Raw genomic sequence first — 20,814 nt, 5'->3', positions numbered from 1 at the left:
GACGAGCGCCTATCGCTTCCATTCCACCCAGTCGCGCATCAGGCGATGGGCGATGGCGCCCTTGGGTGGCGAGGTGTTACCGGAGGCCGAGACGCGATCGAGCATGGCAAGCGTCTCTTCCGGTGTGAACCAGCGGCAGTCATCGAGCTCGGCGGTGTCCATATGGATCTCCCTCGACTTCGCCTCGGCATAGCAGCCGATCATCAGGGAGTGCGGCATCGGCCAGGGTTGCGAGGCATGGTAGCGCACACGGCCAATGCGGATGCCAGACTCCTCATGCGTCTCGCGACGCACGGCATTTTCGATGGTTTCGCCCGGTTCGACAAAACCGGCGAGACAGGAATACATGCCGGGTGCGAAATGATGGCTGCGGCCGAGCAGGCAGAGATTTTTCTCCTCGTCGATCGTCAGCATGATGACGACCGGATCGGTGCGCGGAAAGATCATGTGTTCGCAGGCCGTGCAGACGCGCTTGTAGCCGCCGATTCGGCTTTCCATGACCGAGCCGCATCGGCCGCAGAACCGATTGTCGTGGTTCCAGCGGATAAGGCTCATGCCCTGCGCCGCTTCGCCGAGAATTTCACCTTCGAGCAGGAGATCGCGCCAAAGCGAGCGCATGTCGGCGGGCTTGTAGTGGCTGGCGAGATCGTCGGCATTGATGCGCACCGGCACGGCCAGTCGCGGTTCGCCGGTCTTGCGGTAACCGAGCAGCACCGCCGCCTCCCAGTCGGGATCGAGTTCCTGCAGTTCGTAGCGCGCAAACAGCGGATCGAGCACCAGGCCGTCATGTTTCAGGACCAGCCTGTCCCTGGCGAAAGCAAGGATATGCGTGCCGTCCTTGGAAAGAGCTCGCTCGACCGATTCCTCGTCGCGGTGCTCGGCGTCCCGGTTAAGCTGGTTTTCCGCAAAGGCGGTGAGGCTGCTGGCTTCCGGGTGGGGGGCATCCGTAGAGAAGATGGAATGGTTCATTGTGAAAGCGTTTCCCGCAACTTGGCTATGAAGCTGTTCATATCTTCGTCCGCATAGGGTTCCGCTTTGCCGTAGCCCCAGATCGGGCCGGGCCAGTTCGTGTCCCCTTCGAACCGCGCAATGACATGAACATGAAGCTGACGGACGATATTTCCAAGGGCCCCGATGTTGATTTTTGTCGCTCCGGTCACCGCCTTCAAGGCGGCTGCGACCTTATTCGTCTCGAAGGTCAACAGCACCTGGTCGAGCGGTGTCAGCTCGAATATTTCCGACATGCCGGGCCGACGGGGCACCAGCAACAGCCATGGCCAGCGGCGATCCTTCATCAGCCGCACGTCGCAAAGGCCGGTAATGGCGACGGAAACGCTGTCATTCGCCAGACGATCGTCGAGCGCAAAATCCTGCAATGGGTTGTCCTCCAGTGTTTTATCAAATGTTTAGCAGTTTTTTTTGACCTTGGCTTGCTTTTGATGCCGATATTGCCGATATGTGCATCCGGGAGGTTGGTGGTGGACGAGCCACTCGCCAACCGGGTCAGGTCCGGAAGGAAGCAGCCCTAACGAGCCCGGCACGGGTCATCGTGCCAGCCTCCCACCCTTTCCGAAAGCAAGGCCCGGCTTTCTGCGGGCGACAAGCAGGGCGATGAGCGACACCGAGCGACAAGCAAAAGATGCCGCTTCGACCGGCACCGGTTACCGGGTTCTGGCTCGCAAATACCGGCCCAAGGATTTTACGGACCTGATGGTCGGCCAGGAGCCGATGGTTCGCACGCTGACCAATGCGTTCGAGACCGGCCGCATTGCCCAGGCCTATATGCTGACCGGCGTACGCGGCGTCGGCAAGACGACGACGGCCCGCATCCTGGCACGCGCCCTCAACTACAAGACCGCCGAGATCGACCGCCCGACCATCGACCTGCGCGAGCCGGGCGAACATTGCCAAGCGATCATGGAAGGCCGGCATGTCGACGTCATCGAGATGGACGCCGCCTCACATACCGGTATCGACGATATCCGCGAGATCATCGAGCAGGTGCGCTACCGTCCGGTTTCGGCGCGCTACAAGGTCTATATCATCGACGAAGTGCATATGCTGTCGACGGCCGCCTTCAACGGGTTGCTGAAAACGCTGGAAGAGCCGCCGGAGCATGTGAAGTTCATCTTCGCCACCACCGAAATCCGCAAGGTGCCGATCACGGTGCTGTCGCGCTGCCAGCGCTTCGATCTGCGCCGCATCAGCGCTTCCGACCTCGTCGGCCTGTTCACCACCATCGCCGCGAAAGAAGGCATCGAGGCGGAGCCGGAAGCGCTCGCCATGATCGCCCGTGCCGCCGAAGGCTCGGCCCGCGATGGGCTGTCGCTGCTCGATCAGGCGATCGCCCATGGCAGCGGTGTGGTTGCGGCGGATGCCGTTCGTTCGATGCTGGGGCTCGCCGACCGCGCCCGCATCGTCGATCTCTTCCACCACATCATCAGGGGCGATGTCGCCGCCGCATTGGCGGAATTCAACAGCCAGTACGAAGCCGGCGCCAATCCTGTCGTCGTGCTGACCGATCTTGCCGATTTCACCCATCTCGTCACCCGCCTGAAATATGTGCCCGATGCCGCCGACGATCCGTCGCTGAGCGAGGTCGAGCGCACCAAGGCGGCTGATTTCGCCCAGGGCGTGGCGGTTACCACGCTCTCTCGCTTCTGGCAGATGCTGCTGAAGGGCATACCGGAGACCGAAAGCGCAGCCCGCACGGCCGGTGCCGCCGAAATGGTGCTGATCCGCCTGGCGCATGCCGCCCATCTGCCGGCGCCGGAAGACGCAGCGCGGCGGCTTGCCGAATTTTCGGATGGCAATGGCGGTGGAACGCGTCCATCGCCCGTGCCATCTGCCGGCAACGGCATGGGAACGCCTGTCTCCTATCAGGGCAATGTCATGGCGCGCGCGGTGGAAACCGCACCATCACGGCCCGCCCCGTCGCCGGCTGCACCGGTCGCCATGCTGCGCTCGGTTCCGAATACGCAGCCACAGGCAAGTCCCGTGATCGGCCGTATCGAGCCAAAACCCGCCGAAGCGCCGAAGCCTTTGGTTCCCGTCAATTCGATGGCCGATATCGCCGAGCTCGCCGGCCAGAAGCGTGATCCGAAAGTAAAGGCGCTGGTGCGCAGCTTCGTTCGCCCGGTGCGGCTGGAGCCCGGCCGGCTCGATGTCAGCCTGGCGCCGGGTGCGCCGGGGACGCTGCTGAACGAGCTTGCCGTCAAGCTGAAGGAATGGACCGGCATCCATTGGATCGTCAGCCTCAGCCGCGACGAAGGCGAACCGACCCTGGTGGAGGCCGAGGCGAACGAGCAGCGGCAACGGGTCGCCGATGCCCGCCAGGACCCCGATGTTGCGGCGATCCTATCGCAATTTCCGGGCGCCAAGATCATCGACGTTCGCGTCCGCGCGCCCGACCCTGAGGAAGAAGAACAAACTGCCGCCCCGGCGACTGCCGAATCCGATGACGGCGATATTCTGCCGGGCGATGATATCGAATTCTAAGGGTATGATACCAAATCGAAGAGCCGTAGGATAAAAGCGTAAAGCGGTTTTCGACGTAGATTGTAACCAAAAATAACAAGACAAAGAGACGGAAGAGAAGGACCAGCAACGATGCGCGACATCATGGGCATGATGGGCAAAGTGAAGGAAATGCAGGCCAAGATGGAGAAGATGCAGGCAGAAATCGCCGACATCCGGGCCGAAGGCAAAGCCGGCGGCGGCCTCATCACCGTCACTGTGAATGGCAAGAGCCAGATGCTGGGCATCAAGATCGATCCGTCGCTCTTCAAGGAAGAAGACGTTGAAATCCTCGAGGACCTGATCGTCGCTGCAAACAAGGACGCCCAGGAAAAGGCCGAGGCGCTGGCCGCCGAAAAGACCCGCGAACTGACCGCCGGTCTGCCGATCCCGCCCGGGTTCAAGCTGCCTTTCTGAGAAGCGTTCGCTTCAACGCGCGGTCAACGCGCAATCGTCTTGCGGATGAGCTCGCGACCGATCGGTTTCGCCGGCTCGTTCCGCAATACCAGCGACGTGGTCACCGCGCCGTGGCGAGCAATGGAATCGACGATGGTTTCAAGGTCTGAGGGTGTCGGCACCAGGACCTTGAGCAGGAAACAATCCTCGCCGGTCAGCCGCAGGACCTCGATGATCTGCGGCATCTCCGAAAACTGTTTCAAGCAGGGGCGTATGTGCTCATGGGTCGTGCGCAGCCGGACGACTGCCATCATGCCGAGGCCGACGGCAGCGGGATCAATGACGGCACGATAGCCGGCAATGATGCCGCGTTCCTCAAGCCTTTTCAGGCGTTCCGACGCGGCGGGCTGTGAAAGCCCTACCCGGCGGCCAAGTTCCGATACGGAAATTCGCCCATCCTCCTGCAGGATCTCGATCATCGACAGATCGGTCGGATCCAGGTCTTTCTCGAAACTTTCCATTCTCGCACCTTGAATTCATCGGCCAGAGCAGGATTTGCCCGATAGACTCTAATGTCAATTGCCGATGGCGCGTGCCACCCTCCCTCCGTCAACACAGTACGAGAGGAAGACATGAGTGAGATCATCATCCTGCCCGGCCTTGGCGGCTCGGGGGAAGGCCACTGGCAGACCCTGTGGGAACGGCAGGCCCCCGAGATGCGCCGCTTTCAGCCGACGAGCTGGGACAGGCCGGAATTGGCCGATTGGCTCGCCGCACTCGACTGGGAGATCCGCCGCTCCAAGACGCTGCCGATCCTCATCGCCCATAGCCTCGCCTGCCAGTTGGTCGCGCACTGGGCGGCGTCCGCGCCGGCAAAAATCCGCGGCACTTTCCTTGTCTCCGCGCCAGATCCCACGGGCGACGTCTATCTGACCGAGGCCCCGAGCTTCGCCAATCCGCCGCGCCAGCGACTGCCGTTTCCGTCGCTCCTCGTCGCAAGCACCGACGATCCCTTCGCTTCGTTCGACTATGCGAGAGAAATCGCCGCCGCCTGGGGCAGCGATTTGATCGATGCCGGCGCGCTCGGCCATATCAATGCAAATTCAGGAATTGGCGATTGGCCGGAAGGACGGACGCTGTTCGAGCGTTTTCGCACCGGGCTCGTCTAAAGCGCATCGCGATCTCTAGGGTTCGCTCCTCGCGCTTTAGGTCTTTGATTTTGCACATGTCGTTATCGCAAAACCGCCGCGCACTTTTGCGCGGCATGCTTTAGGAATTGTCGTCGAGAAGCGCTCTGAGCTTGTAGTGGATGGGCGCGGAGAGATAACGCGTCCGATCCTCCGGGGACAATCGTCTACCAAAGGTCACCATCATTTCCGGCATGGTGACCTTGGCGCCGGCATAGGGGACATAGGTCACCGGCGTCCCGGCGGTAGCCGTGCCGTTTTTGATGACGCGGCAATAGATGCCGGGACGGCCCGCTTGCATATAGCGCTTGACAAATTTCGGATCACCCATCTTTGCCGCGAACGTCGCACAGGGAATGCGGGCCGAGGTAACCTCCAGAACTAGATCGGCGGCTATGAATCTATCACCGACCGCGACCTCGCGGTTATCGAGCCCTTCGATGACGATATTTTCGCCGAACGCACCGGGTTCCAGCCTGCGACCCAACTCGCTCGACCACCAATCCAGCGTCAGCGAACCTTCGACATACACGGCCTGATCTCGTCCGCCGTGATGTTCGCCATTGCAGACGGCATCACCGATGATACCCTCGGCGTCGACCATGACCGTGCCGCCGACCGCATGCTTGTTGATTCCGGTCTTGTAGCTCTTGCCGGGCAATGTTTCGGCGGCGCCGATGCAGACGGCCAGAATTTTCATAGGGCGTTCATCCCTTCCGCGATTCCGTTCCTTCAGCATATGAGCTAAAAGCCTCCCATGGCAAAGCGAGTCACCGGCCCCGAAATTGAAAAACTCATCCAGCTTCTGGCAAAAGTGCCGGGCCTCGGCCCACGCTCGGCACGGCGCGCCGCATTGCACCTGATCAAGAAGAAGGACCAGTTGCTCGGCCCTCTCTCCCATGCCATGGGCGATGCCTATGACAAGGTGAAGATTTGCTCGCGCTGCGGCAACGTCGATACTGTCGACCCCTGCACCGTCTGCACCGACGACCGGCGCGATCAGTCCGTCATCATCGTCGTCGAAGATGTCGCCGACCTCTGGGCACTGGAGCGCGCCGGCGCGATGAATGCCGCCTATCACGTTCTTGGCGGCGTACTGTCGCCACTGGATGGCGTCGGACCCGACGATCTCAACATTCGCGGGCTGATAGAGCGTGTCAACGAGGGCGGTGTCCGGGAGATCATCATCGCCGTCAACGCCACTGTCGAGGGGCAAACCACAGCACACTATATAACTGACCAGCTCGCCGGCCTGGAGGTGAAAATCACCCGCCTCGCCCATGGCGTACCGGTTGGCGGCGAGCTCGATTATCTGGACGAAGGCACGCTGACTGCGGCGCTGCGGGCACGGACGACGATTTGAAGGAGAGACAGAGCATGAGGAGAGTGCACCCGGCGCGATATATTCTGCGCACGCTTATCGTCCTTTTTGCTCTTCTCCCCCTCCCCGCCCTTGCCGCTTCTAAGGCCGATGTTGAAGCCCAATTCGAGAGCTGGGTGCAAAAGGACCTCTGGCCGGAAGCGAAGAAGGACGGCGTTTCCGAAAAAACCTTCATGGCGGCTTTTTCCGGCGTGACACTGAATTGGAATCTGCCGGATCTTGCCCCACCAGGCTTTCCAAAGCCCAAGGAACAGCCGCAGACGCAGGCGGAATTCTCCTCGCCCGCTCCCTATTTCAACGAGGCACGGCTACAGAAACTGGCGGCGACCGGACGCAGCTTCGCTTCGCAATATGGTCCGACGCTGAAGAGGATCGAAAAAGTCTACGGCGTGCCCGGTTCGATCGTGCTGGCGATCTGGGGCCGCGAGACCGGCTTCGGAGCGGCGAAACTGCCGAATTCGGCGATCCAGGTGCTGGCGACCAAGGCCTTCATGTCGACGCGCAAGGAGATGTTCCGCACCGAGCTTATCGCGGCGCTCGGTATCCTCGAGCATGGCGACGTCACGCCCGATCAGTTCATGGGTTCCTGGGCCGGCGCGCTCGGCCAGCCGCAGTTCATGCCGACCAGCTACCTGAAATACGCTGTTGATTTCGACGGCGACGGCCATCGCAACATCTGGACGTCCGTGCCGGATACGCTCGCATCCATAGCCAACTATCTTGTGCAGAAGGGCTGGCAGCGCGGCCGCGGCTGGGGCTATGAAGTGACGATCCCGGAAAACGTGTCCTGCGCGCAGGAAGGGCCGGATCTTGCCAAGCCGATTTCACAATGGAACGCGCTCGGGATCACCAGGATTGCCGGCAAGGCTTTTCCGTCCGATGAGCTGCGCGCCAGCGGCATGATGCTGGTGCCGGCCGGCCGCGACGGACCGGAATTCATCGTCACGCCGAATTTCTACGTCATCAAGGAATACAATAATTCCGACCTCTACGGCCTCTATATCGGCAATCTCGCCGACCGCATCGCCTATGGCTCCGGCGCTTTCCAGGGCCAATGGGGTGATGTCGGCAAGATGCTGCGCTCCGACGTCGCCGGCATGCAGATGACCCTGGAGCACAAGGGTTACGACGTCGGCGGCACCGACGGACTGCCGGGCTACAAGACCCGGCGGTCGATCGGCCAATGGCAGGAAAAAAGCGGCCGCAAGCCCACCTGCTATCCCGACAGCTCGATGCTCGGCGTGCTGAAATAAGCGGAATTTGGCGGCAGGTGCGACCTGCGGCAGCTTTTGAGTGCTTTCCGCAAGTGGTGTGGCTTTTCCGCTCTCGTCCCTCGCCGACAGGATTGTAAGAACTTACCTGACCCAGACGCAAGGTCCGCTTTGTCCGCGCTCTCAAGAAATCGCCAGAAGCGCGAGCGGCCAGATATTCCTCAAGCGCGAGAGTCTCTTCGGTGATATGCTGACACGCCAGACGTCCCAGCGTGAAAATACAAAAGCGGGAGGATGAGATGACGACGCTGTTTGTAAGGCACGACGTTTCGGACTACGCGGCCTGGCGTAAAGTATACGATGAATTTCGGCCCGTACAGAAGGCAAACGGGGTTACAGCAGAGGCGGTCTTTCAAGCCACCGACAATCCCAACGACGTTACCGTCATCCATGAGTTTGCCACGATTGAAGCAGCTCAAGCCTTCGGTAAGCTGGAAGAACTAGGGGCCGCGATGCGCCGGGGAGGCGTGTTGGGCGCACCGACGGTTTGGTTCACCAACAAGGCCTGAAAACCGGTTGAGGTGACTTTCGCAGGGCATGGAGAGGCTTGGCTGCGGATCGTTTGAGGCGCCAGCGATGCGGTCGGCCGTGCAGCACTGCACCGTTGCGGGGGAAATGGCGACCAAAGTCAACCTTACCGGCGCGATCGCCAGCTTGGAAATCAAGTGCTGCCGCCCTTTCCGCAGCGCGCTAGTGCTATGCGCGCTTACGGTCCACGACGGTTGTGCATCTCGCCTTACTACTGATGGTGCACACTTGCGGATCATTGCGCCAAAGAATCAAGCCATGGCGTTATGCGCTGAGTTCGGAAGGCTTCGCGGTATTTACCGCAGAATTCCGCAAATAACCGCCAAAGCCGGGTTTCGGCGCGAAGACCTTGCAATTTGACGGGAACGGGCTTATATCGGCATCAAATTCTTGATCGTGTGATGAAGAGTGGGCCGCAAGGACCCGCTCTTTTTTATTAGCTCGATCTCCCAATGCATGGACAATGCAGGAGTGAACGCTTGTCGGAAGAGACAAACGCAGACAACGCCAATGAACCGCGGCTGATCGTCGAAACTGGCCTCGACCAGCGCATCGCCGCCATCATCGAGCCCGTGCTCGTCGGCATGGGCTTCCGCTTGGTGCGCGCGCGCCTCCTCAATCAGAACGGCCTGACATTGCAGATCATGACCGAGCGCAACGATGGCACCATGACCGTTGAGGATTGCGAAGAGGTCTCGACGGCGATTTCGCCGGTGCTGGATGTGGAAGATCCGATCGATAAAGCGTATCATCTGGAAGTGTCTTCGCCCGGCATCGACCGCCCGATGGTGCGCAAGTCGGATTTCAGCCGCTGGATCGGCCATCTCATCAAGTGCGAGACCTCGATCCTGGTGGATAACCGCAAGCGGTTCCGCGGCAAGATCGCCGATGTCAGCGCCGATGGTTTTACGATCGAGCGCGACCAGGTTGCTTACGGCGAGGAGCCGAAGGTGACCATTCCGTTCAGCACGCTGGCCGACGCCAAGCTGATCCTGACGGACGATCTCATCCGCGATGCGCTGCGCGCCGACAAGCTGGCGAAAGCCGAGGCTGCGAACCAGAACGAAGCGGACGAAGAAGAATAACCGATCAACGAACCGCTCACGGGACGGGAACCCCAGGGCAGGAAGACGGAGACTAAAGACAATGGCAGTCAGTGCGAACCGGCTAGAACTTCTGCAGATCGCAGATGCAGTGGCGCGCGAAAAGGTCATCGACCGCGAGATCGTGCTTGCCGCAATGGCGGACGCGATTCAGAAGGCCGCGCGTTCGCGTTATGGCACGGAGTCGAACATCCGCGCCGACATCAACCCGAAGACCGGCGAAATCCGCCTGCAGCGCCTGCTCGAAGTCGTCGAAAAGGCCGAGGACTATTCCACGCAGATCCCGCTGGAACTCGCCCGCGACCGCAACCCCGACGCCGCCCTCGGCGACTTCATCGCCGATCCGCTGCCGCCGATGGATTTCGGCCGCATCGCCGCGCAGTCGGCCAAGCAGGTCATCGTGCAGAAGGTGCGCGAAGCCGAGCGTGACCGCCAGTTCGACGAATTCAAGGATCGCGTCGGCGAAATCGTCAACGGCACCGTCAAGCGCGTCGAATACGGCAACGTCATCGTCGACCTCGGCCGCGGCGAAGGCATCATCCGCCGCGACGAAATGATCCCGCGCGAAAACTTCCGCTATGGCGACCGCGTTCGCGCCTATGTCTACGACGTCCGCCGCGAACAGCGCGGCCCACAGATCTTCCTGTCGCGCACGCATCCGCAGTTCATGGTCAAGCTCTTCACCATGGAAGTGCCGGAAATCTACGACGGCATCATCCAGGTGAAGTCGGTTGCCCGCGATCCGGGCTCGCGCGCCAAGATCGCCGTCATTTCGAACGACTCGTCGATCGATCCGGTCGGCGCCTGCGTTGGTATGCGTGGTTCGCGCGTCCAGGCCGTCGTCGGCGAACTGCAGGGCGAAAAGATCGACATCATTCCCTGGTCCAACGAACCGGCCAACTTCGTCGTCAACGCGCTGCAGCCGGCCGAAGTCGCCAAGGTCGTTCTCGATGAGGACGCCGAGCGCATCGAAGTCGTGGTTCCGGACGAGCAGCTTTCGCTCGCCATCGGCCGCCGCGGCCAGAACGTCCGCCTCGCTTCGCAGCTCACCGGCTGGGACATTGACATCATGACGGAAGCGGAAGAATCCGAGCGCCGTCAGAAGGAATTCAACGAGCGCACCAACCTGTTCATGGATGCGCTCGACGTTGACGAAATGGTCGGCCAGGTTCTGGCTTCGGAAGGCTTTGCCGCCGTCGAGGAACTGGCCTATGTCGATCTCGACGAAATTTCGTCCATCGACGGTTTCGACGAAGAAACCGCTCAGGAAATCCAGGACCGCGCCCGCGAATATCTGGAGCGCCTGGAAGCCGAAATGGACGAGAAGCGCAAGGCGCTCGGCGTTTCCGACGAGCTGCGCCAGATCAACGGCATGACCGCACAGATGATGGTCGCCCTCGGTGAGGACGGCATCAAGACGATCGAGGACTTCGCCGGCTGCGCCGCTGACGATCTCGTCGGCTGGACCGAGCGCAAGAACGGCGAAACGAAGAAGTTCGAAGGCCTGTTCTCCAAGCTCGAAGTGTCGCGCGTCGAAGCCGAGCAGATGGTCGTGCAGGCCCGTCTGCTGGCCGGTTGGATCACGGAAGCCGATCTCGCTGCCGAGGCCGAAGAGGCATCGGAGGACGAGGACGAGGCCGAGCAGGAAGCATGATAAACGCAGATGGGCCGAAGGCTCCGCCCGAAGACGACGATCTCTCGGGCGACGGCACAAATGGCCGTATGTGCATCGTAACACGCGAAAGCGGATCGCCGGACGAGCTGATCCGCTTCGTGGCCGCTCCGGATGGGACCGTGGTTCCCGATCTGAAGCGGCAACTGCCGGGACGCGGATGCTGGGTCAAACTCGACCGGGCGCTGGTGGACAAGGCAGTGGCGAAGAAAATGTTCTCCCGCGCCCTGAAGGCGGAGGTGACGGCACCGAGCGATCTCGGCGCCACCGTCGACCGCCTTCTTGCGGCGCAACTTGCCGGGATGATGCACATGGCGCGCAAGGCGGGCCAGTTCGTCAGCGGCTCGTCGAAGGTTGATGGCGCCGTTCGCAACGGCTCGGCACGTGCCGTGTTCCATGCGATGGATGCCGCCGCCGACGGCGTTCGCAAGATCGACCAGGCACGCAAGGCCTGGCATCTTGGCATGGAGACTGAAGAGGAAATACCGTCATTCCGTGTCTTCACGGAGGCGGAAATGGAAGAACTGATGGGCCAGAACGCTTTTATCCATGCCGCAGCGCTTGCAGGGCAGGCAGGAGAGGGTGTAGTGAAGCGCGCAAACCTGCTCGAACGGTACCGCAACGGCGGTCAGTCCCGGGCAACGGGCGGCGCTGGCCGGCGAAAACAATGACGCGGTCACCGGTCGATACCGGACGCCTCATTAAGGTACATGCATTGAACGACAGGGTGTGACGGACGATTCCGTACCCTGTCCGAAGGAACGGGAACGGAATGACCGATAGTAAAGACGACAAGACGCTGAGTGTTTCGGGTAAGAAGACCCTCACCCTGAAGCCTTCAGGCGTGAACCAGGGGACCGTGCGCCAGGACATGGGCCGCGGTCGCACCAAGGCGGTCGTGGTCGAAACTCGTAAGCGCCGCCCGCTACGCCCTGAAGACGAAAAGCCGATGATCACCCCGACGACAACGACGGCCGCCGCAACGGCATCCGTAACGCGCGTCGCGGAACCGACACCGCAGCCGCCGCGCCCGCCGCAGCCGGCTCCGCGCATTCATCAGCCGGGTAGCCAGCAGCAGCGGCCACAGCAATCCAACCAGAACAACCAGCAGCGCCCGCAGCAGGATCGTTCGTCGCGTCCGGTGGTTCTCAACCATCTATCGGCCGGCGAAATGGATGCGCGGCGCCGCGCACTGGCCGAAGCCCAGGCTCGCGATGCCGCCGATGCGATCCGCCGCGCCGAGGAAGAGGCTCGCCGCCAGCAGGAAGAAGAAGCACGCCGCATCGCCGAACAGGCCGAAGCTGCCCGCCGCGCCGCCGAAGAGGCTGCCCGCGCCGCCGAAGCCAAGGTTGAGGCGCCCGCACCGGTCGAAGCCAAGGTGGAAGCACCGAAGCCGGCGGTTCAGCCGGCCGCAGCCCCTGTCGTTGCTCGTCGCCCGGATGCGGCTCCCCAGGCTGCGCGCCCCGGCGCTGCTGCCACGGAAACACCGGTCAGCCGCCGCCGGGTCAATGAAGAGGAAGACGATCGCGGCCCGTCGCGTGGCGGCCCGGTACGCGGGAAGCTCGTGCGCCCTGAACCGGCAAAGCCTGTCACCACGCGTCCGAAGACCGACGATGACCGCCGCCGCGGCAAGCTGACGGTGACGACGGCCGATGTCGACGAAGACGGCAATGCCCGTGGCCGCTCGCTTTCGGCCATGCGCCGCCGCCAGGAAAAGTTCCGCCGCAGCCAGATGCAGGAAACGCGCGAGAAGATCTCGCGTGAAGTCGTGCTGCCGGAGACCATCACTATTCAGGAACTGTCGCAGCGCATGTCCGAACGCGCCGTCGACGTCATCAAGTTCCTGATGAAGGAAGGCCAGATGATGAAGCCGGGCGACGTTATCGACGCCGACCTGGCCGAGCTCATCGCCGGCGAATTCGGCCATACGGTCAAGCGCGTCTCGGAATCCGATATCGAACAGGGCATCTTCAATGTTGCCGACGAGGATGGCGAACTGATTTCCCGCCCGCCCGTCGTCACCATCATGGGCCACGTCGACCACGGCAAGACCTCGCTGCTTGACGCCATCCGCCACGCCAACGTGGTGGCCGGCGAAGCCGGTGGCATCACCCAGCATATCGGCGCCTATCAGGTCGAGCAGAACGGCCAGAAGATCACCTTCATCGACACGCCCGGCCACGCCGCCTTCACGGCGATGCGTGCCCGTGGTGCCCAGGCGACCGACATCGCCATCCTGGTGGTGGCAGCCGACGACAGCGTGATGCCGCAGACGATCGAATCGATCAACCACGCCAAGGCGGCGGGTGTTCCGATCATCGTGGCGATCAACAAGATCGACAAGCACGAAGCCAATCCGCAGAAGGTCCGCACGGAACTGCTGCAGCACGAAGTCTTCGTCGAATCCATGGGCGGTGAAGTGCTCGACGTGGAAGTTTCCGCGAAGAACCGCACCAACCTCGACAAGCTGCTGGAAGCCATCCTGCTGCAGGCAGAAATCCTTGATCTCAAGGCCAATCCGAACCGCACGGCGGAAGGCACCGTCATCGAAGCCCAGCTCGATCGCGGCCGCGGCTCCGTCGCCACCGTCCTCGTGCAGAAGGGCACGCTGCGTCCGGGCCAGATCGTCGTTGCCGGCGATCAGTGGGGCCGCGTACGCGCTCTGGTCAACGACAAGGGCGAGCATGTGAAGGAAGCAACGCCGGCAACCCCGGTCGAGGTTCTCGGTCTGTCGGGCACACCGGCGGCAGGCGACAAGTTCGCGGTCGTCGAAAGCGAAAGCCGCGCTCGCGAGATTTCCGAATACCGCCAGCGTCTGGCGCGCGACAAGGCGGCTGCCCGCCAGTCCGGTCAGCGCGGCTCGCTCGAACAGATGATGACCCAGCTCCAGGCTGTCGGCGTGAAGGAATTCCCGCTGGTCATCAAAGGCGACGTGCAGGGCTCGATCGAAGCAATCGCTGGCGCACTCGACAAGCTTGGCACCGACGAAGTTCGTGCCCGGATCGTCCATTCGGGCGCAGGCGGGATCACAGAGTCGGATGTGTCGTTGGCCGAAGCCTCCAATGCGGCGATCATCGGCTTTAACGTCCGCGCCAATGCGCAGGCACGTCAGTTCGCCGAACGTCAGGGTATCGAAATCCGCTACTACAACATCATCTACGATCTCGTCGATGACGTGAAGGCGGCGATGTCGGGCCTCCTGTCTCCGGAACGTCGCGAAACCTTCCTCGGCAATGCCGAGATCCTCGAGGTGTTCAACATCACGAAGGTCGGCAAGGTCGCGGGTTGCCGCGTCACCGAAGGCAAGGTCGAGCGTGGCGTTGGCGTTCGTCTGGTGCGCGACAACGTCGTCATCCACGAAGGCAAGCTCAAGACGCTCAAGCGCTTCAAGGACGAAGTCTCCGAAGTCAATGTCGGCCAGGAATGCGGTATGGCGTTCGAAAACTACGAAGACATTCGCGTTGGCGATACGATCGAATGCTTCCGCGTCGAGCATATTACCCGTACGCTCTAAGCAATCTTCGATTTGCCAGATATCAAAACCGCCGGCCGAAACCGGCGGTTTTTCTTTGAGGGCTAAGTCTTTTGTTTTAAACGACCTCGCAAGTAAAGCCGCTGTGCACCGTGCCTGGAACGAACCAAAGAACAGGAAGAAGCGTCGAGATGACGGCAATGCCTGAAAGCGATGACCGGATCGCTATATCCTTCGTCCGTCAGCCAAGCGATCATGTCGCCGTCATGCAGGAAACTGGACGCCGCTTTACCGCTCGCCGCGCTGTGAGCCGCTACGGCAAATTGGGCTGGGCCCTCTTGTTGGCGATCGGCTGCGGCGCTGGCGTGCCGGCGCTCTTCTATTTCCTGCGCAACGATCTTTTCATTCCTATTTTCGAGCTACCAGCGTCAATCGATACGGGCGACATCGCGTTTATCTGGTTGGTGCCGACCCTGATTCTCTATGTCGTCCTGGTCCCTTATTTCCGCTGGCTGGCAGCTCGACGCCTGGCAGCGATGCAATCGCGCATTCGCCCAAACATCACGATCACCGTAGTCATCACCCCTGAAGGCGCATCATGGAACACGCAGGCCTCATCGATGTGGCTTGCCTGGTCGGAGATCCAAGATATTGGGCGCCGAAACGACCGTATCGAATTCGACCTCGAATCCTTCGTCACCTATATCCCGGTATCCGCTTTTGCCGATCAGGCCGAACAGGACGCCGCTTTCGCAAGGATTCTCGGCTTCTGGCGGGCCGCAAACCCTGTCCAGCCTTGACCTTTGCGCCGGATCGAGTCATTTGACCCGCTTTATCGCGTCCAAGGGACGCTGCTAACGGAACAACCATGACCAGACCAACTTCTTCCGCGCCTTCGCAGCGCATGCTTCGCGTCGGCGAGCAGGTGCGCTCAGCGATCACGCAGGTTCTGCAGCGCGGCGAAGTGCGCGACGACCTGATCGAGCGCACCGTGATCTCCATTTCCGAAGTGCGGATGTCGCCGGATCTGAAGATCGCCACCGCCTTCGTGACCCCGCTCGGCGTCTCCGACCACGGCGCCGTCATCGAGGCGCTGAACCGCCACGCGAAATATATCCGCGGCCGTCTCGGCCCGCAGCTTCGCCAGATGAAGTACATGCCCGAAGTCCGTTTCCGCGACGATACCAGCTTCGACAACTACCAGAAAATCGATGCGCTGTTGCGTTCGCCGGAGGTCCAACGCGATCTCGAAGACGGCGATACCGATACCGACAAAGACTGATAACAGAGACAGAGAATGTCCAAACCACGCAAGCCCAAAGGCCGCCCGATTTCCGGCTGGCTCATCCTCGACAAGCCGGTGGACTTCGGCTCGACAGAGGCCGTTTCGAAGATCAAGTGGCTGTTCAAGGCGCAGAAGGCGGGCCATGCCGGCACGCTCGATCCGCTCGCCTCCGGCATGCTGCCGATCGCGCTTGGCGACGCCACCAAGACCGTTCCCTACGTCATGGACGGCCGCAAGATCTATGAATTCACCGTCACCTGGGGCGAAGAACGCGCCACGGACGACCTCGAAGGCGAAGTGACCGCGACTTCGGACAAGCGTCCGAGCGAAGAGGATATTCGCGCGCTGCTGCCGAAATATACGGGCGTCATCCACCAGATCCCGCCGCAGTTTTCGGCGATCAAGATCGCCGGCGAGCGCGCCTATGATCTGGCCCGCGATGGTGAAACGGTCGAGATTCCGTCACGCGAGGTGGAAATTTTCCGTCTGACGCTGCTCGCCTGCCCCGATGCCAACACGGCGCATTTCGAAGTGGAATGCGGCAAGGGTACTTACGTTCGGGCCCTCGCGCGCGATTTCGGCCGCGATCTAGGCTGCTATGGCCATATTTCCGGCCTGCGCCGCAGCTTCGTCGCGCCCTTCGCCGAAGAGACGATGGTGCCGCTCGCTAATCTCGTCGCGCTCGAGGCAATCGAGGATGCGGACGAACGGCTCGCCGCTCTCGATGCTCTGTTGATCGATACGGCGGAAGCGCTGTCGGCACTGCCGCATCTCGTCATCAACGACGACCAGGCGCATCGCCTGAAGATGGGCAATCCCATTCTCGTGCGTGGGCGCGACGCGCCGGTGGCCGAGAGCGAGGCCTATGCGACGGCGCGCGGCAAGCTGATCGCCATCGGCGAGATCGGACAGGGCGAATTCCGGCCGAAGCGCGTGTTCGGCTGACATTCGGCCAGCCGAAAGATACAGCTATTGCGGGTAATTGGCGATGCGATATGCTCCCCGACGGGCCATAACGGCCCTCAGGGGAGAGAACATGCGCAGAATTACCATCGGAATACTGGCAGTCCTTTCGTTGTTCCTCACAGCAGCGAGCGCGAATTCCGCCGAGCGCTGGGCCGGGCTGCCGGCTTTTCCGCCAATGCCGCAGCCGAAGACGAGCGGCATGGCCGATGTCAATGACATCAAGATGTATTATGCCGAATACGGTGCGGGCGACCCAATCCTCTTCATCCATGGCGGACTTGGGAACGCCGACGTCTGGGGCCATCAGGTTGCCGATTTCGCGAGGGATCATCTGGTCATCGTTGCCGACAGCCGCGGGCATGGCCGCTCAACGCGCAGCCAGCAGCCCTTCGGCTACGACCTGATGACCTCGGACTACGCCGCGCTGCTCGACTATCTGAAGATTGGCAAGGTGACGCTGGTCGGATGGTCGGATGGCGGCATTATCGGCATCGACATGGCGATGAAATACCCCGACAAGCTGACACGCGTGATCGCTCAAGCGGCAAATGTCACCACCGACGGCGTAAAGCCTGACGTCATGAGCAACAAGACGTTCAACGAATACATCAATGTCGCCGGCGAGTATTACAAGAAACTGTCACCGACGCCGAACGAATACGATGCCTTTGTCAAGCAACTCTCGCAGATGTGGGCCACGCAACCGACATGGACGGCCGCCGACCTTGGAAAGATCACGGTGCCGGTCACGCTTGCCATCGGCGACCATGACGAGGCGGTCAAGCTAGACCATACGCAGATGATGGCGAAGGAGATTCCGGGAGCGAAGCTCGTCATCCTGAAAGACGTCAGCCATTTCGCCATGCTGCAGGATCCCAAGGGTTACGATGCGCTGATCCGGAATGCCATGGCGGGGCGCTGAAAAGCGCCTCAGGGAGAACCCTCTTTCCATTGTCGCTCATTTGGTTTATAGGCAGCGCCAGCATCGGGCCTGCCCGATTGCATTCGCGGCCAATGCTGGACGACATCCCGGCGTTTGGCGACATTATTTCCTCTCATAGAAAGGACCATCCGATGTCGATTACTGCTGAGCGCAAGGCTGCGCTGATCAAGGAATACGCTACCGCCGAAAGCGACACCGGTTCTCCGGAAGTCCAGGTTGCGATCCTGACCGAGCGCATCAACAACCTCACCAACCACTTCAAGGACCACAAGAAGGATAATCACTCCCGCCGTGGCCTCCTGACGATGGTTTCCAGCCGGCGCTCGCTTCTTGACTATCTCAAGAAGAAGGACGAAGGCCGTTATACCAAGCTGATCTCCAGCCTCGGTATCCGTCGCTAATCGAATTTTCCGGCGGGCGTTCGCGTGAACGTCCGCCGGATGCTTATGAAGGGTTTGAAACCCGTCAAACGTGTTCCGTCGCGCTTTCCGCTTGCGCGATGTGAGACAGCCGGCAGGCCGGATGGGCCGGTTCTGCCAACACCAACCGTTGACCTGTCATGGGGCAGGATTGCCGGATGCTTTCAGCCGAAGCTTCATGCTTCGGCCGATCTTCGAAAGCCTCTCGTTGTCTTGCCCGTGATGCGTCACATTTCGTGCGGTTGAAGATGCGCCTTGCCAATCGATGGACGACGGCGCCTTTTCCCGCACTACGCAAGGACAAGATATGTTCGATATCCATACCGTCGAAATCGAGTGGGCCGGCCGCCCGCTGAAGCTCGAGACCGGCAAGATCGCCCGCCAGGCCGATGGCGCCGTCATCGCCACCTACGGCGAGACCGTCGTTCTCGCCACCGTCGTTTCCGCCAAGTCGCCGAAGCCGGGCCAGGATTTCTTCCCGCTCACCGTCAACTACCAGGAAAAGACCTATGCAGCCGGCAAGATCCCCGGCGGCTATTTCAAGCGCGAAGGACGCCCGAGCGAAAACGAAACCCTCGTTTCCCGCCTGATCGACCGTCCGATCCGCCCGCTCTTCCCGGAAGGCTACAAGAACGACACCCAGGTTGTCGTCACCGTCATCCAGCATGACCTCGAAAACAACCCAGATATCCTGTCGATGGTTGCCACCTCGGCAGCGCTGACGCTCTCCGGCGTTCCGTTCATGGGCCCGATCGGCGGCGCCCGCGTCGGCTACATCAACGGCGAATACGTGCTCAACCCGCATCTCGACGAGATGGAGGAATCGAGCCTCGATCTCGTCGTCGCCGGCACGCAGGAAGCTGTTCTGATGGTCGAGTCCGAAGCCAAGGAACTGCCGGAAGACGTCATGCTCGGCGCTGTCATGTTCGGTCATCGCGGCTTCCAGCCGGTGATCGACGCGATTATCAAGCTCGCCGAAGTTGCCGCCAAGGAACCCCGCGATTTCACGCCGGACGATTTCTCCGCGCTCGAAACCGAAATGCTGGGCCTTGCCGAAGCCGAACTGCGCGAAGCCTACAAGATCACTCAGAAGGCCGATCGTTACGCCGCCGTCGACGCCGTCAAGGCCAAGGTGAAGGCACACTTCCTTCCCGAGGAAGGCGAAGCCAAGTACACGGCTGAAGAAGTCGGCGCCATCTTCAAGCATCTGCAGGCGAAGATCGTTCGTTGGAACATCCTCGACACGTCCAGCCGCATCGACGGCCGCGACTTGCAGACGGTCCGCCCGATCCTCGCTGAAGTCGGCCTGCTGCCGCGCACGCACGGCTCGGCCCTCTTCACCCGCGGTGAAACGCAGGCGATCGTCGTTGCCACGCTCGGCACCGGCGAAGACGAGCAGTATGTCGACAGCCTGACCGGCATGTACAAAGAAAACTTCATGCTGCACTACAACTTCCCGCCCTACTCGGTCGGCGAAACCGGCCGCATGGGTTCTCCGGGCCGCCGCGAAATCGGCCATGGCAAGCTCGCCTGGCGCGCTGTCCATCCGATGCTGCCGACGGCAGAGCAGTTCCCCTACACGCTGCGCGTCGTTTCCGAAATCACCGAATCCAACGGTTCCTCCTCGATGGCGACCGTTTGCGGCACCTCGCTGGCGCTGATGGATGCCGGCGTACCGCTGGCAAAGCCGGTCGCCGGTATTGCCATGGGCTTGATCAAGGAAGAAGAGCGTTTCGCCGTCCTTTCCGACATCCTCGGTGACGAAGACCACCTCGGCGACATGGACTTCAAGGTCGCCGGCACGGAAGCCGGCATCACCGCGCTGCAAATGGACATCAAGATCGAAGGCATCACCGAAGAGATCATGAATGTCGCCCTGAACCAGGCGAAGAGCGGCCGTTTGCACATCCTCGGCGAAATGTCCAAGGCCATCTCCGAAAGCCGCGGCCAGCTCGGCGAATTCGCACCGCGCATCGAAGTCATGAATATCCCGGTCGACAAGATCCGCGAAGTCATCGGCTCCGGCGGCAAGGTCATCCGCGAAATCGTCGAAAAGACCGGCGCGAAGATCAACATCGAAGACGACGGCACCGTCAAGATCGCCTCGTCCTCCGGCAAGGAAATCGAAGCGGCCCGCAAGTGGATCCACTCGATCGTCGCTGAACCGGAAGTCGGCCAGATCTACGAAGGTACTGTTGTCAAGACCGCCGACTTCGGCGCTTTCGTCAACTTCTTCGGCGCCCGCGACGGCCTCGTCCACATCTCGCAGCTCGCTTCCGAGCGCGTTGCCAAGACGACCGATGTCGTCAAGGAAGGCGACAAGGTCTGGGTCAAGCTGCTCGGCTTCGACGAGCGCGGCAAAGTCCGCCTGTCCATGAAGGTTGTCGACCAGGCGACCGGCCAGGAAATCGCTGCTGAAAAGAAGAAGGACGACGCGGCCGAATAAGCCCCGCCTTCACTCATGTTCCGGGGCGCGGGATCTTTTCCGCGCCCTTTTTATATTGAATGCCGCCGGCCGCCCTTGCTGATACTGCGTGCCCGGCCCCTCACCCTAGCCCTCTCCCCGCATGCGGGAAGAGGGATAACGACCGTGCTCGATGATCGCCCTCAGCCAAATTGAGGCATGTTGTTTTGCTCTGTCGTCTCCTCTCCCCGTCCCAACGGGGAGAGGGCTA

General features: G+C 61.3%; 20 protein-coding genes and 1 other RNA gene. 17 read left to right on the top strand and 4 right to left on the bottom strand.

Annotated elements, in window-relative coordinates:
- Positions 1–9: 9 nt before the first annotated feature.
- Positions 10–969 (bottom strand): NAD(+) diphosphatase, encoded by a 960-nt coding sequence (nudC, locus tag QA648_RS17570; protein ID WP_283048350.1) that lies wholly within the window; start codon positions 967–969, stop codon positions 10–12.
- A complete protein-coding gene (locus tag QA648_RS17565; RefSeq protein WP_283048348.1) occupies positions 966–1,376 on the bottom strand; it encodes an HIT family protein in 411 nt (136 codons plus the stop codon). Before QA648_RS17565 ends, nudC begins: the two co-directional genes overlap by 4 nt.
- Before the next feature lie 91 nt (positions 1,377–1,467).
- On the opposite strand from QA648_RS17565, the gene ffs reads away from it, so the two are divergent.
- The 3 genes from ffs to QA648_RS17550 all read left to right on the top strand — a co-directional run bounded on the left by ffs (position 1,468) and on the right by QA648_RS17550 (position 3,933).
- An RNA gene (gene ffs / locus QA648_RS17560) (signal recognition particle sRNA small type) lies at positions 1,468–1,564 on the top strand.
- 47 nt (positions 1,565–1,611) lie between these two features.
- A complete protein-coding gene (locus QA648_RS17555) occupies positions 1,612–3,498 on the top strand; it encodes a DNA polymerase III subunit gamma/tau (protein ID WP_283048347.1) in 1,887 nt (628 codons plus the stop codon).
- A gap of 111 nt (positions 3,499–3,609) precedes the next feature.
- Positions 3,610–3,933 (top strand): YbaB/EbfC family nucleoid-associated protein, encoded by a 324-nt coding sequence (locus QA648_RS17550; RefSeq protein ID WP_104821532.1) that lies wholly within the window; start codon positions 3,610–3,612, stop codon positions 3,931–3,933.
- A 23-nt stretch (positions 3,934–3,956) separates the two neighbouring features.
- On the opposite strand, the gene QA648_RS17545 is transcribed toward QA648_RS17550, so the two are convergent.
- Positions 3,957–4,433, bottom strand: coding sequence for an Lrp/AsnC family transcriptional regulator (locus QA648_RS17545; protein ID WP_283048344.1), 477 nt, complete (start codon positions 4,431–4,433; stop codon positions 3,957–3,959).
- A 111-nt stretch (positions 4,434–4,544) separates the two neighbouring features.
- Between QA648_RS17545 and QA648_RS17540 the strand changes: the two genes are divergently transcribed.
- Entirely contained in the window at positions 4,545–5,081 is a 537-nt protein-coding gene (locus QA648_RS17540) for an alpha/beta fold hydrolase (RefSeq protein ID WP_283048342.1), read from the top strand.
- Between the two features lie 100 nt (positions 5,082–5,181).
- Here QA648_RS17540 and QA648_RS17535 read toward each other — a convergent pair whose 3' ends face one another.
- Entirely contained in the window at positions 5,182–5,799 is a 618-nt protein-coding gene (locus QA648_RS17535; protein WP_283048340.1) for an MOSC domain-containing protein, read from the bottom strand.
- Between the two features lie 57 nt (positions 5,800–5,856).
- Here QA648_RS17535 and recR point away from each other — a divergent pair, with 57 nt between their 5' ends.
- From recR to pnp, 13 genes are all read left to right on the top strand, one after another.
- Positions 5,857–6,462 (top strand): recombination mediator RecR, encoded by a 606-nt coding sequence (gene recR / locus QA648_RS17530; RefSeq protein ID WP_104821528.1) that lies wholly within the window; start codon positions 5,857–5,859, stop codon positions 6,460–6,462.
- A gap of 14 nt (positions 6,463–6,476) precedes the next feature.
- Positions 6,477–7,733 carry a lytic murein transglycosylase gene (locus QA648_RS17525; RefSeq protein ID WP_283048338.1) on the top strand — a complete coding sequence of 419 codons (1,257 nt, stop codon included), beginning with the start codon at positions 6,477–6,479 and terminating at the stop codon, positions 7,731–7,733.
- Between the two features lie 257 nt (positions 7,734–7,990).
- Positions 7,991–8,260: a cyclase gene (locus QA648_RS17520; protein WP_283048337.1), complete on the top strand. Its 270-nt coding sequence runs from the start codon at positions 7,991–7,993 to the stop codon at positions 8,258–8,260.
- 498 nt (positions 8,261–8,758) lie between these two features.
- Positions 8,759–9,364, top strand: coding sequence for a ribosome maturation factor RimP (gene rimP / locus QA648_RS17515; protein ID WP_107106459.1), 606 nt, complete (start codon positions 8,759–8,761; stop codon positions 9,362–9,364).
- A gap of 61 nt (positions 9,365–9,425) precedes the next feature.
- Complete coding sequence (gene nusA, locus QA648_RS17510) at positions 9,426–11,036, top strand: transcription termination factor NusA (RefSeq protein ID WP_283048333.1); 1,611 nt, start codon at positions 9,426–9,428, stop codon at positions 11,034–11,036.
- Positions 11,033–11,725 (top strand): RNA-binding protein, encoded by a 693-nt coding sequence (locus QA648_RS17505; RefSeq protein WP_104821522.1) that lies wholly within the window; start codon positions 11,033–11,035, stop codon positions 11,723–11,725. Before nusA ends, QA648_RS17505 begins: the two co-directional genes overlap by 4 nt.
- Before the next feature lie 101 nt (positions 11,726–11,826).
- On the top strand, positions 11,827–14,568 hold the full coding sequence (gene infB, locus QA648_RS17500) for a translation initiation factor IF-2 (protein WP_283048327.1): 2,742 nt from the start codon (positions 11,827–11,829) through the stop codon (positions 14,566–14,568).
- Between the two features lie 149 nt (positions 14,569–14,717).
- Positions 14,718–15,326 carry a hypothetical protein gene (locus tag QA648_RS17495; protein ID WP_104821520.1) on the top strand — a complete coding sequence of 203 codons (609 nt, stop codon included), beginning with the start codon at positions 14,718–14,720 and terminating at the stop codon, positions 15,324–15,326.
- 68 nt (positions 15,327–15,394) lie between these two features.
- Positions 15,395–15,808, top strand: coding sequence for a 30S ribosome-binding factor RbfA (rbfA, locus tag QA648_RS17490; RefSeq protein WP_283048326.1), 414 nt, complete (start codon positions 15,395–15,397; stop codon positions 15,806–15,808).
- 15 nt (positions 15,809–15,823) lie between these two features.
- On the top strand, positions 15,824–16,756 hold the full coding sequence (truB, locus tag QA648_RS17485) for a tRNA pseudouridine(55) synthase TruB (protein WP_283048324.1): 933 nt from the start codon (positions 15,824–15,826) through the stop codon (positions 16,754–16,756).
- Between the two features lie 91 nt (positions 16,757–16,847).
- Positions 16,848–17,699 (top strand): alpha/beta hydrolase, encoded by an 852-nt coding sequence (locus QA648_RS17480; protein WP_104821517.1) that lies wholly within the window; start codon positions 16,848–16,850, stop codon positions 17,697–17,699.
- Positions 17,700–17,851: 152 nt separating this feature from the next.
- The gene (rpsO, locus tag QA648_RS17475; protein ID WP_283048321.1) at positions 17,852–18,121 is read left to right on the top strand and encodes a 30S ribosomal protein S15; all 270 of its coding nucleotides are present in this window, start codon (positions 17,852–17,854) and stop codon (positions 18,119–18,121) included.
- A 325-nt stretch (positions 18,122–18,446) separates the two neighbouring features.
- Complete coding sequence (pnp, locus tag QA648_RS17470) at positions 18,447–20,585, top strand: polyribonucleotide nucleotidyltransferase (protein ID WP_104821515.1); 2,139 nt, start codon at positions 18,447–18,449, stop codon at positions 20,583–20,585.
- Positions 20,586–20,814 lie beyond the last annotated feature (229 nt).

This window comes from Rhizobium sp. CB3171, from assembly GCF_029714265.1.
GTDB lineage: Bacteria > Pseudomonadota > Alphaproteobacteria > Rhizobiales > Rhizobiaceae > Rhizobium.
The sequence above is the reverse complement of the archived record's forward strand: the minus strand, read 5'-3'. Positions and strand labels throughout refer to the sequence as shown.